This window comes from Bacteroides caccae, assembly GCF_002222615.2.
Classification (GTDB): domain Bacteria; phylum Bacteroidota; class Bacteroidia; order Bacteroidales; family Bacteroidaceae; genus Bacteroides; species Bacteroides caccae.
In genome coordinates, this window is record NZ_CP022412.2 from 3,601,386 (window position 1) to 3,617,010 (window position 15,625).

Genomic DNA, 15,625 nt, shown 5'->3' on the forward strand with positions numbered 1-15,625 from the left:
TTAAGGAGCCCTAATTTCTGTTTAAAAACCTGCAAAAAATTATCTATTCGGATAGTTCTCGTCTATCTTTCCGCTATGCTTTAATACCTTGGCGTCAATGAAGAAAACAATCTCTTCGGCGATATTATTAATGTGGTCGCCGGAACGTTCCAATTTACGGAAAACGCTCACCAAATCCACACACGTATGTACTGTTTCAGGATGTTCAATGATATAATCGGCAAGGATTCCCGTTGCCTGTGCGTTGATTTCGTCCAGCAGATTATCTTTGCCGAATACGGTAGTTGCCATTTCAATACTCTCCTCATGCAAGGCACGTTTTGCCAGTTCCAACATTGAAAGTACCTCAGCATGCATCTCACCCAAACGCAGACGCGTCATTAACTCAGCGTCAAGCACCGGTTCTTTGCAACGTATCACGAAACGGGCAATCCCTTCCGCAAAGTCTCCCAAGCGTTCCAGATTCGTATTAATCTTCAGCATAGCCAATACAAAACGAAGGTCGATTGCTACCGGATTGTATAGTGCGATAATATCTTCCACATCACTGTCTATTTTTAGTTCGAAGGCATTCACCCGGCGTTCACGGACCATTACCTGTTGCGCCAACTCCTTGTCGAGTGTCAAAACAGCCTCCCCGGCACGGTCAAGCTGATTATACACCAACGTCCACATCTCGTCAATTTCCTTCTTCAATAGAATGAGTTCCGATTCTATAAACTTTACCATAGTCTATTATATATAAGTGTTAATATTCCTATTTATCCCCGCCATTCCGGTACAAACTATCCGAAACGTCCTGTAATATAATTCTGCGTAGCCTCTTTCTCCGGATTCGTGAAAATCTTCTTCGTATTGTCAAATTCCACCATTTCACCCATATAAAAGAACGCGGTCTTATCACTTACACGAGCTGCCTGCTGCATATTATGCGTTACAATCACAATCGTATAGTCCTTCTTTAATTCGTGAATCAATTCTTCCACTTTAGCCGTAGAAATAGGGTCGAGTGCAGAAGCAGGCTCATCCATCAACAACACTGAAGGAGATACCGCCATTGCACGAGCGATACAAAGACGCTGCTGCTGCCCGCCGGACAAAGCATAGGCCGATTCTTTCAGTTTATCTTTCACTTCATCCCAAAGCGCAGCCCCTTTCAGCGTTTCTTCCACCCGTTGACGAATGAATGCATTATCCTTCACTCCATTCACACGAAGTCCATAAGCCACATTCTCGAAGATACTTTTCGGAAAAGGATTAGGACGCTGGAACACCATTCCCACATTTTTACGAAGTTCGTCCACTTTCACTCCTTTCGCATATATATTCTGTCCGTCAATACGAATCTCCCCCTCCAAGCGGGTAGCGGGAATCAAATCATTCATCCGGTTGAAAAGCCGGAGAAAGGTAGACTTTCCACAACCGGAAGGCCCGATAAACGCAACAACCGATTTTTCCTCAATCTGCATACTGATTCCTTTCAAAGCATGGAAATCACCATACCAGAAATTCACATCACGCGCATCTATTTTTACTGTATCCATATATTATTTAATTCGTCTTTACTCTTTTTTCAAAATATTTCCTCAAAGCATTAGCCAGCAGATTCACCAGTAGGATAATCACAATCAGGACCAATGCAGTGCCATAAGCTAACGGCAACTGCGCCTCCATATCCGTTCCACTGGTCGAAATCACATACAAGTGATAAGGCAACGCCATACACTGGTCAAGAATACCGGTCGGCAACTGCGGCAGGAAGTAAGCGGCGCAAGTAAACAGAATAGGAGCCGTTTCACCCGAAACACGCCCTAAAGCCAGAATCAGCCCGGTGATAATGTTCGGCATTCCCATAGGCAGAATTACATGCCAGATCGTTTGCAACTTTGTTGCTCCCAATGCCCGACTACCTTCACGCATACTATCCGGAATAGCCTTCAACGCTTCTTCCGTAGTACGTATCACCAAAGGTACACAAAGTAAGCCTAACGTCAAAGAACCCGCTAGGATACTGTCACCAAAGCCCATATAATTGACAAACAATGCCATACCAAACAAACCGAACACAATAGAGGGAATACCACTCAGGTTATTCGTCATTACCCGGATAAAGCGTACCAATTTTCCTTTCGGCGCATACTCATTCATGTAGATGCCACTCATCACACCTACCGGGAAAGCAAACAACGCACTACCCACCATTAGATAAAAAGTACCTACGATAGCCGGCCAGATACCTCCACCCCTCATACCGTCCGTAGGTGCTGAAGTGATAAACTCCCAACTGATAGCACCACTGCCTTTATATATAATAAACCCGAGAATTGCAAAGAGTATCAGCACAATACAAAGACTCAACAAACGGAAAATTCCGAAAGCCAGCTTCTGCGAACGATGTTTAGCCTTATTATTACTACACATTTCCATTTTATTTACTACGTTTTAATCCTTTAGAAGAAATGTATTCCACGCTAAAGTTAATAATTAGTGTGATGAAGAACAGCACGACGCCCAACATAAACAAGGCCTGATAATGCGGACCACCGGCAGGAGCTTCTCCCAATTCCGCCGCAATGATAGCCGGAATGGTACGCAACGGTTCGAGAATAGTAGTCGGAATTACGGCAGCATTACCCGTCACCATTAACACCGCCATTGTTTCACCGATAGCCCGTCCGATGCCAAGCACTACTCCGGAAGTAATCCCCGAAATAGAATAAGGAATCACTACCTTATATATAGTCTGCCATTGCGAAGCTCCTAATGCCAAACTCGCCTCCCGCATAGCACGCGGACAGTTTCTCATCGCATCCTCCGTCACCGTAATTATGGTAGGCAATGCCATAATAGCCAGCACGATACTTCCTGCCAATCCACTCTCGCCCACCGGAAGATCAAACAGTTTCTGAATCAACGGAACAATAACGATCAATCCGAAAAAGCCGTATACAACGGAAGGAATACCACTCAATAATTCAATAATAGGTTTCAGCCAGCTCCGTACCTTCGGATTTGCCACTTCGGACATATAAATAGAAACCGAAAGTCCGAACGGTAATGCAAAAAGAATAGCAAACAAGCTTACCCACAACGTACCGGCAATCAAAGGCAGAAATCCGAACTGTGCTGCCGGAGTTGCCGTCGGAAACCATTCGGCACCTGCAAAAACATCCTTTACCGAAATCGTGTTATCTTCTATAAGATGCACCGCGTCAGGATGAACGATAAACTTCTGCGGAACAAATGCCACAATACCCGGCATCTTTTCCACTAGTTCCGTTATCTTCTCACCTGCATATTCATAAGCGGGGCCGAGTTCTTCTTCGGTATAATACTGTGTTATATCCTCCAGACGGAAAACCCGGATAGGCAGGTCTTTCCCGCCGAGTTCTTTCCAGTTCGTTATCTCCTCATCGAAAACATTCTTTATCTGCGCCGGAGTCAGCACGCTTACCTTATTACTCTTATTCAGCGCCAACACATATCCTTCTTCAATCACTTTACTTTTGAATAGCCCGAAAGCTTCAGTAAACAGGAAAAGAACGATAAGCAGAATTGTAATGCTCGTTACGAAACCACTACAAGTCAGAACACCTTCTATAATCTTTTCAAAAAACTTTTTCATACCTATTTGAATTCTGATGCAAAGAAAGCATCTCCTTATTAAGGGGATGTGACTAATGTTTGAAGGAAATGTTTCAATCATATTACATTTGTATTACAACATCTATTTCCACCCTACATGAAACAAGAATGTAATATCCAATTGTTTTATTTGCACCAGCAATAAAAAGAATAATTTATGAAAGTGAGAAGAAACTTATTAATCGCCTTTTCCCTACTCTCTCTTAGTGTCAATGCACAACGTATCAAAGGCAGCGACACTGTATTGCCTGTCGCCCAGCAGACAGCAGAACGGTTTATGAACCAGCACCCTGACGCCCGTGTCACAGTGACCGGCGGAGGAACCGGTGTAGGTATCTCCGCTTTAATGGATAACACAACGGACATCGCCATGGCCTCCCGTCCGATCAAGTTCAGCGAAAAGATGAAAATCAAGGAAGCCGGACAGGATGTAGACGAAATCATTGTAGCCTATGATGCTCTTGCCGTAGTGGTACATCCTTCCAATCCTGTGAAACAACTTACCCGCCAGCAATTGGAAGACATTTTCCGTGGAAAGATCACCAACTGGAAACAAGTGGGCGGAGACGACCGCAAAATAGTAGTGTACTCCCGTGAAACATCTTCCGGAACTTACGAATTTTTCAAGGAAAGCGTATTGAAAAACAAAAATTATATGTCGAGCAGCCTTTCCATGCCTGCCACCGGTGCCATTATCCAGTCTGTCAGCCAGACAAAAGGAGCCATCGGATATGTCGGTCTGGCCTATGTATCTCCGCGTATCAAGACTCTCTCCGTATCCTATGACGGAAGCCATTATGCTACGCCTTCGGTAGAAAATGCCACCAACAAAACATATCCGATCGTGCGCCCTCTTTATTACTATTACAATGTAAAAAACAAAGAGGCAGTCACCCCCTTGATTCAGTTTATTCTTTCACCCGAAGGACAGGAGATTATAAAAAAGAGCGGCTATATTCCGGTTAAGTAATCACATCCGTATCTATCAGAAGATGTGTTAAAAACCTGAATTAGAAAGCAATTGGCAGATAGTCTAAACTTTTTTTCTATTTTTGAGGTTTTATTCCTTTTTTTTTCATAATATAGCCGATGAATATAATTATCACCAGAGCATTAAATATGGAATTTGAGGAAAAAGACCTTGCTGCAAAGGTTTTTCATGGAAAAAAAGATAAACTACTATACATACTAGAACTTTCTTATAAGAAGTACTATAATTTGTTGTATAACTATGGATTAAAACTAACCAACGATTCTGAGTTGGTTCAGGACTTTATCCAAGAAATATTCACTAAACTTTGTAAACGTGAAAATATCGATAACATTTCTAATATAAAGATATACCTACTCCGTGCTATGCGTAATATAATCTACGATTATTACGTAGCCCAAAAAGATATAGTCAGCATCGATGATATGGAATTCTTAATTCCTGATGATGCTGAAGTATTCAAGACATTCTTTTCTAAAAATGATGAGGAACTGCAAAAATATCAAACCTTATTGCAGACAATCAATTCTTTGCCCAATCAACAGAAACAAATTCTTTATTTATTTTACATAAAGGGATTAACTCATAAAGAGATTAGCGAAGTGTTGGATATCAATCCGCAATCATCTATGAACTCCCTTGCCAAATCTATCCGCAAGCTACGCATACAGTTCGGGCAGATATCCGAAAAATAGAGAAACCTTCATCGACGGATTTATTTTGTAAATATCCGAAAATGAAGGTTTTTCTAAAACATTAATATCTGACGAATATATTAACGAACAGGTATTTCTACACGCCTCCCATCGGCCTGGACTGCATAAAGCTTAGCATCAGCCAGATCAATTCCACCAGGTATATCATACCCATACATATTAAAAAAATAAAGCAGGTCACCGTCCGCTGCCCCACGACGTAACTCGAAAGCCACAGCATTCTCTCCATTCTTCACTGAATATCTACGACCGTTAACCGTGCAATATACTTCACTGCTGACCGGTTTTACACTACCTTTAAACTGTGTATAATACCCGACATCCGAAGGCTCACTATCCAAACCAATATCTCCGGCTTTACGGTCTTCAATATATTGAAACGCGTGTTTCGGTTTAGGATAGATAGACATCTCCGCCTTTGCTTTCCGAATCATTTCCTCTGTTACAAGATAATCATAAGTTCCATATTGTTCGATGACACCCTTTCCCGGTATAAAGAATCCCCACAATTCAAAAAAGTCACTCAAATCCTCATGAGCAGCCTGTGAAGCCTTTACCGCTAACTTCAATTGAGCAGCTCCCGGGTTATTCTCATCAATACGATCTGCCCGTAATAATTGGAAAAGCGTTTGCCAAAATTTTTCATTATAACCACACCGATGATAATAATTCCACAGTTGCCAATACATACGCATATGGATTTCGGTATCTTCATTCATGTGATGTGGGTTTCCCATGTCGAACCAAGCCTGTCCTTCTACAAAACGCGCATCAGCCAAATGAAAAAGTTCACTACCACGAGAACAATATTTGCCTAATTTATAAAGCACATAATTAGAAAATAAATTATTGGAAGATTCAGTACAACCAGGCCAGTTTATCGCTTTCTGATGAATGTGTCCGATCTCATGTGCAGGTCCCCAGGCATTATCTTTATCTGCCATTACATTATCCCTCAATAAGATATTATCAAGATAAGTATAAACAAAAGCCACACGATAATCCGACGCCCACATATACCCATATTCCGGTGAAATAGCAAAAATATGATTATTCATTTGTGAAGGCCATACATCTTCAATCCCCATTAATTCCTGTTCCCAGCCAACAATATCATCCCACAAGTTAATGGCGGAAAGTATTCTATCGGGAACAAAACTCCGTAATTTTTCAGTATGGAAATAAAACATGATCTTATTACCACGAACACAAAAATACTTATGGTTTGCCGCAGCCAACAACTGTGCATATTTCTGATCCGTCTTATGATCTTTCAAATCAAAAAAGCCGGTCACTTTTCCACTACCTGAAGGAATATGAATGTTTACAGGTTTAGCCCTGTCATCATTGAGCATAGCTGTATACATCACAAATAATTGCCCGGATTCTTTCATCGTCAATTTGTTTATACCCGGAGATAGAAAATAAATAGAACCACTTGAGTTGACTATCCAACCTCTATCTTCTTCATCATTCGTATAAGTCTCTCCTATCACTTGCAAAGAGAGTTGCTGTCCGTATGTATCTCCGACCAATACGATGATTTCTTCATCTTTCTCCACCGATATACCGGTAGGATTATCAAGATTGCCATATTTTTTAGTCATCAATTTGTCTGCCCATTCGACAACATCACTGTACGGGGCATACTTTCTGATTCGGAACTCTTTCTCATGTGTATCGTATGTATCATTATACAGAGCTAAAGCCAAACGGGCAAAGTATCCCGGCAATTCATTGATAACATCTTCTGTGACACCTTCGTTCAAGGCAGTACATGAAAGATCTGTGAAGACTTTAAGTAATTGGTCATTCACCGAGCTTTCTTTATTATATCGGAAAAACTCCATTTCATCACAACTCACAAAGTTATTATATCCTGAATATACCATAAATTTAATGCCGCTAACACGCTTTGTCTCGTCAAACAAAACCCGTGACGCCATATCTTGTCCACGAAAATCGTATTCCCCATATTTCACCCAATCAGTATGTCCGATATCAGTGGCCGTATAAACTTCCACCCGACCAAAATTACCATTGCCGGCACGGGTATGATAAATCACATAATCAATCTCTGTATCCGGTTCAAAATAATATTCGAGCGACACTGGAAAATTTGCTGATTTTCCAAATAAAGAATGATAGCCATCAGCTTCAGGAGTAAACTTTCCGTCAAAAGAACATTCAATTCCACGACCATTTTGATGTTCCGAATCTTTGCCTCCAATAACCTTTACCTGGATATCTTCAGGCACCTCGAAGGTAGAAAACTGTAACACCGTAATCGTATAATCATGAATAGCAGATGTTACGGATATCGTAGCAGTTCTATTATCACGAGTATTATTAGACTCTGCCTTCATCACTATAACCTGTCCTTTTTCCGGATCAGCCTCTTTATAAACTTTAAGCCAGTCCGCATCACTTTCCACCTGCCAATCCGACATAGGAAGCGTAGTCTTTACCTGAACGACAACGGTAGAAGCATTCCCGTCCAAGCTCTGTTGCAAAGCAGTTCCCTCAATTTCAAATTTTGAATTTAATTGTTCCTCATCTTTACAAGATTGCAACAGAAACAACCAAACTCCAATGAATCCAGCTAATCTTATGATATTATATATTTTCACAATTTCCTCCTTTCTATTCAAGTTCGAACACTGTTAATACAGCAGCATGGTCTCCAGGCCATACGTCATCTATCTCAGGCATTGTACGTACAATCTTCGAAGCAACAGTTTTTATTCCATTACCTTTACTATAAATAAAATCAATACGAGAAGTCTGCGACTGTCCGTAAATGACCGCATACGTTCCTTCGCCCCGTTCCAATTCATCCGGGTTTATCTCTCTGAAAGTATCCCTAAAACCTTTATCAAGCATATAACGTGACACGGGCAGTTCCTCAGCTATATATCCGAAATGAATAGGAGCCGCCTTATGCGTCCAATCCAAATGGCTGCACGAATTAAAGTCCCCACCGATAATGACCGGCATAGAAGAATCCACATAAGGAATCAAGTCATTCTCCAACAGACGTTTCATATCGACCAAAGCTAATATACTATCCTCCGCAGCCCACCTATGAGTGTCCATTCCATAATTAGCATAATAACAAGTATATTCCGGCCGGTAGGCATAACGCAACCAGCAAGCATTCAGATACACCTTTTTCCCGGAAGGGAGCGTGATTATAGCAGGATTTGAATAAAAAGTATTCTTCGTCTTAATTTTCTGTATAGGATAACGGCTAAACAAACACAAATTATCCCCTGGAGAAGGAGTCTGTAAATTAAATCCGATAGCTTTTGCTATCATTTCTTGCGAACCGTATCCTTCTTGCATAGTAACAACATCAGCACCGGACTGCTTAATCAGATCGATAATACGTTCGCGCCCATCTTTGCCCAAATGTTTACCTCCGTGCCAGATATTCCATTGGAGTACTTTCAGATATTTCTTATTATTCCGGCTATCAGATGTAATCATTACCGGGAGACAATCATCGGATAATATGGGAGTAATAGAACGACGGCCTATTTTTACAGACTGAACGTTTACTCCCAAGCAATTACCCAATACAGCCTCAGCATTGACATCGACCGTAACTAATAGATAGTTGGTACCATGTTTCAACCGCGTGGATTCGTTTTCCGAAAGACGTATCTTCATCTTTCCGGATTTCGGGATCAATCCGCCTTTTACCAATTCAATCCGTACATTCGAACGAGGTTTCGACCCGGTATTATAAATATGGATCCGTTCGATATCTTTCAACGAAGTACAATTTCCAAAATCAAGCACCAGTTCTTTTACCGCTTTAGGCGACTGTTCACCTTGAGTCTCTATACGTAGTTTTAACAGTTGAAAGTCTCGTTTTCCCCGGTCAACATCCCATTCGGCAGGCAAAGCCACTACCTTGAACAATTCTTGTTCTCCATATTCCGCACGAAATAAAGGGTTATCATTTTCAACCGCATAAGCTAAAGGGGCAGACTTATATTGCTCCAGACGGCCGTTACGCAAATGAAATGACAACCGTCCCTCCGCAGCTCTATTGATAGAGATATCCTCCGATAAATCATCAAAATTATAATAACCTTTCAAACAATCAAACTGACTGTGCCGTGCTGTGACCGGACGATACATCCATTCATTCAATTCCTTTTCCGTCAATCCTGTTTTCCAAATGCGCACTTCATCAATGCAACCACCAAAAGCGCTCTCTGATGATTCATTGATTCCGATTGCTCCGGGTAAAATGACAGTGGCAGTATCTTTACGAGCGACTTCCCGGCCATTAATATATAACAAGATACAACGTCCATTACAGACTGCTGCTACATGCGTCCACTTTCCTTTAGGAATTTCTTCCCCAACCAATCCTGTAGCTACATTGCACAATCGTCCATGATCTATCACCAACGGCAGATAGTCCAACGAATTGAGTTCACTGTATTCTCCACCGCCAATAATCACTTCCTGCGACTTCCATTCATTATTATCAGGTTTAATCCATGCTTCCAATGTCCAATGGCGGCATAAGGTATCCATACCTATACGCAGATTATTGTCTTTACCGTCCAAACAGACAGCCTTGTTGGATTGTGCCAATAAATGTATTCCAAACAAACTAAAAAAAATAGTATATAACAATGTCTTCATAATACTTATTATAAAAAGTAGGGCCGGGAAGACCAAAGAATAACTGCGGTCGACCCGGCCACTAAATAAAAAAGTTAAGAGAGAAAGAATCAATTATAATATGGATTCTGCACTAATTGTGGCATTTTATTAGTTTCCTTCATCGGAATAGGCATTAAGTACTGTCCTTTATGGAAATTACGGATCAAAGGAATCTCTCTTACCTGGAAGAATCCTGCATCATCATTGGCAGCCACATTCAAACCTAAATCGGGTATCCCCAAATATTTCTCTGCAATCTTCCACCGACGAATATCAAAGAACTTCTGACCTTCAAGATAAAATTCAAGAGAACGTTCCTGTCTGACAATCTCCCTCAATCCTTCTTTTGTGTCTTGGTAACCGGGGTTAGTAGAAAAATTATCCCAGGCCTCGTCTACTTTGGGAATGCCCGCACGTACACGCACTTTATCGATATAATCTTTAGCTTTATCCAATTCTCCAATCTCCACCAAGGCTTCTGCATAATTCAAATACATTTCAGCCATACGGAAAAGAGGTAGCGGATAGTGCACCACGCCATCTTCATACGAAGGATGCACCAGTTTTTTGTTATGATATCCGGTAACAGAATAATAAAGGTCTTGATTTCGCTTACCATGACGGTCATTATTACGTAATTCCTCCACAATGACCCGCTTGGCAGGATCATCACTCGTTATCTCGCCGTCATACTGCGTGATTTCATAGAAACCATGATGAAAACCTATGTTTGCATAAAAACGCGGCTCTCTGTCAAGATGCATTTTTATAGAAGTACCATTACTAACATTCGAGTAATTGTTTCCGTCATAATTCACCGGTAGCTCAACAATATTAAACCTCCCGTCATAATCATACGTCTTATCTTTATCCATTGGCAATCCATTCTTTGTATAAAACGATTCCACCATTTGCAATGTAGGCGCTATACCGCCTGAACCATCATACACAATGTCAATATATTGGCGAGGAATAGACCGATTCTGAATATCATAGTATCCTTCTTTTCGGGTATCAGCCCAAATGACTTCCGGACTTGGATTTGAAAAATCAATCACAGAATAACGTATTCTACGTTGTGCCGGATTAGATAATCCCGGACGATTATCGTCAGGAGTACCTGCATCATTATCATCATAAAGCCGGAAATTCAGTTTTTCCAGTTCTGTAATAGCCTGCAAAGAGATTTCCGCACTTTTTCTCCATTTGTCTTCCGAGTATTCCTGTGCAATCAAATGGCGTCCGTCTTTCTTACTTTTAAAATCGGCATACATCTCACTGTTACCATTAAATAACGGTGAAGCCGCATATAAATAAAGCCGGGATTTCAATGCATAGACAGCTACTTGTGTAGCTCGCCCAAAATCTTTTCCGGAATATGTAGTAGCCAAATCAGGAAAAGCTTCATCAAGCTTGCGATTTATGAACTCTACCACCTCATCATAACTACTACGTTCAGGAAATTCTTCAACATCCAACTTTGGGTCATAAAGTTTATCAATAATACATGTAGGACCGTAAGAACGCAAGGATAGAAAATGATAATAAGCTATCAAAAAATTAGCTTCGCCACGATAATGTTGCTTATCTGTAGGAACCAGATTTTTTGCCTTATCCAGGATATCCAGAAACATATAGCACTGCCGGATACCTTCCCAGATAGGAGACCATGTATCAGAAGTCATGTGCAGACTGGAAGGCCCGTATGTGCCTTCATTAAAAGTAGAAAACATTTCTTTACGATAAAAAGAAGTTTCCGCCCCACACATCATCCAATAAGCATTATTACTAATCGCTCTGTTGGTAGGAAGAAAAGAATAACATGAATAAAGGTAATTCCGTACCAAATCCGGAGTTTCGTAAGAATCTTCTTCTTTCACAACTTCATCTGGTACAATATCCAAATAGTTACAAGCTGACAAGCCTAGCAAAAAAAGTCCACAGAACAAATATTTAAGTTTCATAGTTTTATAATTTTGTATCGTTTGATTACTGTATGGTCATTTGAAAACCAATATTGAACACTCTCTGGGTAGGATAATAAAGACCATTACCACCTCCCATTTCAGGATCCCAATGCTTGAAAGGAGAAAATGTCAGTAAGTTGACCCCACTTAAATAAAAGCGCATACCTTTATAAGTATAACCTATCTCCGCATTTTTTAATTTCAAGAAAGCTGCATTCCTTAACCAATAAGTAGAATACTGATCGTTATTACCATTACTATCTTTAGTCAAGCGTGGATACGCTGCATTTGGATTAGGATTATCAACACTCCAATGATCATCAGCCACAAATTGTAACATATTTTTAATACTCGTTGTACCAAAGGGATGCATACCATACATCATGAAAGAGGTACGAGCCACTCCTTGGAAAAAGAAAGAAAAGTCCCAGTTTTTCCACTTCATAGAAGGGCCGAAACCATATACAAGCTCCGGATCATAAGGATGACCAATAGCCACACGATCATTACTATTAATTACATTATCATATTCTCCTTTTGCATTAGGCTGATTTACATATTTAATATCACCCGGCTGTGGTGTATAACCTAAATCTTGGCGCGGAGAATTGTCAATAGTTTCTTGGTCGGGGAAAAGTCCATCAGCTACATATCCCCAGTAAGTACCCAATGGATGCCCTACGTCGGACAATCCCGGATATTCAAAATACGGAGGCTCATCCATTTTCAAGACCTTGTTACGAGCAAAAGTCAATGTACTTTTGAAAGAAAGGAAAAAATCTTTCGTGATTTGTTTATTGTAGTCTATAGCTAAATCTAATCCTTTGTTCTCCATTTCTCCATTGTTGGAAGTAATTTTAGTTTCACCTGTACCAACAATTTCCGGAATGGAATTTTCACGGGTCATAAAAATATCACGGCGCTTTTCTCTAAATATATCAAATGTCAGATTAAAGTCATTGAATAACTGTAAATCAAGCCCCAAATTAATTTTTTCACCAACTTCCCAAGTTAAATCAGGGTTAAAATATCTATTCCATGACGGACCGGAATAATACGTATCTTGCCTAATACCCGTCGTATAGGAATCGCTACCACCCAATACAAGATCTTCCATATAAGCAAAGCGCCCTGCATTCGTAGCATCATTGCCAACCAATCCCCACGAACCTCTGATTTTCAGATTTGAAATGACCGGTTTTATTGGCTGCCAGAATTTTTCATTTGAGATGTTATAACCAACAGCTATTGAAGGGAAAAAGCCAAATCGATGTCCTTTAGCGAAATTCTCCGAACCGTTATAACCAAAATTTCCCTCAATATAATAACGGCCATCATAAGAATAAGATACACGTCCAGCTACTCCTTGCTTCCGTTGCGGCAAAGATGAAAAAAGTGTAGTAGGACCATTAATATCATATTGTTCCTGATTATAAAGGAACATAATATTCAAATCGTGTACTTCTTTAAAAATACGATTATAGTCCAAGATAGCCTGAAAATACATTTTCCTATCCCCGTTCCGACTACCGTCATTTGTCAATGCGGTACTTTGTTCGTCACCAATACGGGTTATTTTATATTCCATGGATGAAGGATCATAAGAAGACATATAGTAATGGTTATAGCTAGCACTACGTTCTGTAGATGAACTACTATAATTTTTAAATGAAAATAATCCTGTAAATTTCAAACCCTTAGTAATCATATCTAATTCTTGTGCCAATTTGAAATTAGCAGTAATAGTAGTACGCAAATTTGTTTTGTATCCTGTCACGTATTCCGCCACCGGATTTCTATACCATCCTTGTCCATGAATGCCACCAGGTTTGTCTCCCCATAAAACAAAATCACGGTCTGACATATTTGCAGGAAAACGTACTGGAAAATCTACCGGATTTGCTTCCATAGAAAGTTGGAAAATATCATTCACATCCATTAAAGGAGATTTCTTATCGGCAACAGAAAGATTCAACCCTAAAGATATTTTAGTAGTTCTGGTCGCACTAATATTCAAATTGTTTATAAAGTCGTAATTATAATTACGCACATTATTATTATATGAAAAATAGTCCTTGCTTAATGACTTTAAATGTCCGTTACTATGCTTGAAACTGGCACTCATAAAGTAATCCATTTTCGAACTACCTCCACGTATATTAAAATTGGCACGTTCAGAAAAAGCACTCTTATTAAATATTTCATCAAACCAATCTACATTAGGATAAATATAAGGATTCAATCCTGCAATAGTACCGTCAATTTTTTCCTGTGAATAAGGGCTTACATCGCATCCCGGACGCGATACCGCTTCATTAAACATTTTCATATACGTGGGACCGTCAACCATATTGGGCACACGCGTCATTGTAGATATAGCTCCTTCCAACCGAAAATTAATAATAGGCTTATCCAGATTCTTACCGTTTTTAGTCGCAACAATCATCACTCCATTGGCACCACGTGTACCATACAACGCCGTAGCAGTAGCATCTTTCAGAATAGAAAAACTTTCAATAACCTCAGGATCCAACGCATTCAATTCCGTTGAACTAATTTCAACCCCATCCATGATAATCAAAGCAGAAGTGTTACCATTGAAGGTCGATTTACCACGGATCCAAAAGTTAGCGCCATCAGCTCCCGGTTCACCACTGCGTTGCACCGCTATCACACCGGCCATACGTCCTGCAAAAGCAGTACTCAAACTCGAAGAAGGTACTTTAAGTTCCTGCGGCTTGATCTGCTGAATAGATCCCACAAGCGATTCTTTCTTCTGCCCTACACCAAATGCAGTAACGACTACCTCTCCCAGTTCTGCTGCAGACTCTTTTAAAGCAATAGCATAAATATTACCACTCTTTACCAAAACCGACCGATCCTGATAACCAACAAAGGAAACAGTCAAGGTATCTCCCACAGCACATTCCAAAACAAAGTCACCTTCTATATTCGAGGTAGTTCCTGTCATACTTCCGTTCACCCTTATAGTAGCTCCGATAATAGGTTCCTGTGTGCTATCATCGGAGACGATTCCACGAATTGTTTTTTTCTTTTGCGTTGTCTTTTGCTGCGATTTTTCGGAAGCGTTTTTCTCTCGTATAATTATCTGCTTCCCGTCTATATCATAGATTAGTGTTGTGTTCTTTAATATTTCATCCAAAACTTGAGTAATATCTTTCTTATTGACATCCACATTGATTTTTTTCAATAAGTTTTTATCCGTAGAATATAAAAAGATATATTCACTGTTTTTCTCGATATACTTGAATATATCTTTCACAGTAACATCCTGTAATTTGAATGAAAATACTCCATTGTTTTGTTCCATGGCAACCATGGAAATCGGAAGAAGCAATGCAAAGAACAATAACATTGCCGAAATTTGTTTTCTTCTAAAATAATCCATATTTTTGCATAATAGTTTAGATGCTCATGGCATAAAATGTCATTCATCCAGGCTCGGATAATGTGAGGTTATCCGGGCTTTTTTTATTTGAATGAAAAATACCACGAGGGATTAATAAAATAAATTAAAAGATTAAAGGTAGAGCAGTCTTTGACTATATCTTCTACCAGAATTTGAGTGAAGTGTTACTTTTTCTTTTTCATAGGCATCG

10 protein-coding genes are annotated in these 15,625 nt (G+C 40.0%); 2 read left to right on the forward strand and 8 right to left on the reverse strand.

The window, feature by feature from the left end; all coding sequences use genetic code 11:
• Positions 1–39: 39 nt before the first annotated feature.
• From phoU to pstC, 4 genes are read right to left on the reverse strand one after another with little or no spacing between them, the layout of a single operon-like run.
• Positions 40–729: a phosphate signaling complex protein PhoU gene (gene phoU / locus CGC64_RS14780; protein ID WP_005678190.1), complete on the reverse strand. Its 690-nt coding sequence runs from the start codon at positions 727–729 to the stop codon at positions 40–42.
• Between the two features lie 56 nt (positions 730–785).
• The gene (gene pstB / locus CGC64_RS14785; protein WP_005678189.1) at positions 786–1,544 is read right to left on the reverse strand and encodes a phosphate ABC transporter ATP-binding protein PstB; all 759 of its coding nucleotides are present in this window, start codon (positions 1,542–1,544) and stop codon (positions 786–788) included.
• A 7-nt stretch (positions 1,545–1,551) separates the two neighbouring features.
• Positions 1,552–2,427 carry a phosphate ABC transporter permease PstA gene (pstA, locus tag CGC64_RS14790; protein ID WP_005678188.1) on the reverse strand — a complete coding sequence of 292 codons (876 nt, stop codon included), beginning with the start codon at positions 2,425–2,427 and terminating at the stop codon, positions 1,552–1,554.
• Between the two features lies 1 nt (position 2,428).
• A complete protein-coding gene (pstC, locus tag CGC64_RS14795; protein WP_005678187.1) occupies positions 2,429–3,625 on the reverse strand; it encodes a phosphate ABC transporter permease subunit PstC in 1,197 nt (398 codons plus the stop codon).
• 177 nt (positions 3,626–3,802) lie between these two features.
• Between pstC and CGC64_RS14800 the strand changes: the two genes are divergently transcribed.
• Positions 3,803–4,615, forward strand: coding sequence for a PstS family phosphate ABC transporter substrate-binding protein (locus tag CGC64_RS14800; RefSeq protein WP_005678186.1), 813 nt, complete (start codon positions 3,803–3,805; stop codon positions 4,613–4,615).
• Between the two features lie 119 nt (positions 4,616–4,734).
• Positions 4,735–5,331 (forward strand): RNA polymerase sigma factor, encoded by a 597-nt coding sequence (locus CGC64_RS14805; protein WP_005678185.1) that lies wholly within the window; start codon positions 4,735–4,737, stop codon positions 5,329–5,331.
• Between the two features lie 80 nt (positions 5,332–5,411).
• On the opposite strand, the gene CGC64_RS14810 is transcribed toward CGC64_RS14805, so the two are convergent.
• The 4 genes from CGC64_RS14810 to CGC64_RS14825 form a co-directional block, all read right to left on the reverse strand.
• Positions 5,412–7,982, reverse strand: coding sequence for a M60 family metallopeptidase (locus CGC64_RS14810; RefSeq protein WP_050396687.1), 2,571 nt, complete (start codon positions 7,980–7,982; stop codon positions 5,412–5,414).
• 13 nt (positions 7,983–7,995) lie between these two features.
• Entirely contained in the window at positions 7,996–10,017 is a 2,022-nt protein-coding gene (locus CGC64_RS14815) for an endonuclease/exonuclease/phosphatase family protein (protein WP_005678182.1), read from the reverse strand.
• An 89-nt stretch (positions 10,018–10,106) separates the two neighbouring features.
• Positions 10,107–12,002: a RagB/SusD family nutrient uptake outer membrane protein gene (locus CGC64_RS14820; RefSeq protein ID WP_005678181.1), complete on the reverse strand. Its 1,896-nt coding sequence runs from the start codon at positions 12,000–12,002 to the stop codon at positions 10,107–10,109.
• Between the two features lie 25 nt (positions 12,003–12,027).
• The gene (locus tag CGC64_RS14825) at positions 12,028–15,414 is read right to left on the reverse strand and encodes a TonB-dependent receptor (RefSeq protein WP_005678180.1); all 3,387 of its coding nucleotides are present in this window, start codon (positions 15,412–15,414) and stop codon (positions 12,028–12,030) included.
• Positions 15,415–15,625: the final 211 nt, after the last annotated feature.

Coding starts and splice junctions, on each gene's coding strand:
- phoU (WP_005678190.1), bottom strand. CDS start 729: ATGGTAAAGTTTATAGAATCGGAACTCATTCTATTGAAGAAGGAAATT.
- pstB (WP_005678189.1), bottom strand. CDS start 1,544: ATGGATACAGTAAAAATAGATGCGCGTGATGTGAATTTCTGGTATGGT.
- pstA (WP_005678188.1), bottom strand. CDS start 2,427: ATGGAAATGTGTAGTAATAATAAGGCTAAACATCGTTCGCAGAAGCTG.
- pstC (WP_005678187.1), bottom strand. CDS start 3,625: ATGAAAAAGTTTTTTGAAAAGATTATAGAAGGTGTTCTGACTTGTAGT.
- CGC64_RS14800 (WP_005678186.1), top strand. CDS start 3,803: ATGAAAGTGAGAAGAAACTTATTAATCGCCTTTTCCCTACTCTCTCTT.
- CGC64_RS14805 (WP_005678185.1), top strand. CDS start 4,735: ATGAATATAATTATCACCAGAGCATTAAATATGGAATTTGAGGAAAAA.
- CGC64_RS14815 (WP_005678182.1), bottom strand. CDS start 10,017: ATGAAGACATTGTTATATACTATTTTTTTTAGTTTGTTTGGAATACAT.
- CGC64_RS14820 (WP_005678181.1), bottom strand. CDS start 12,002: ATGAAACTTAAATATTTGTTCTGTGGACTTTTTTTGCTAGGCTTGTCA.
- CGC64_RS14825 (WP_005678180.1), bottom strand. CDS start 15,414: ATGGATTATTTTAGAAGAAAACAAATTTCGGCAATGTTATTGTTCTTT.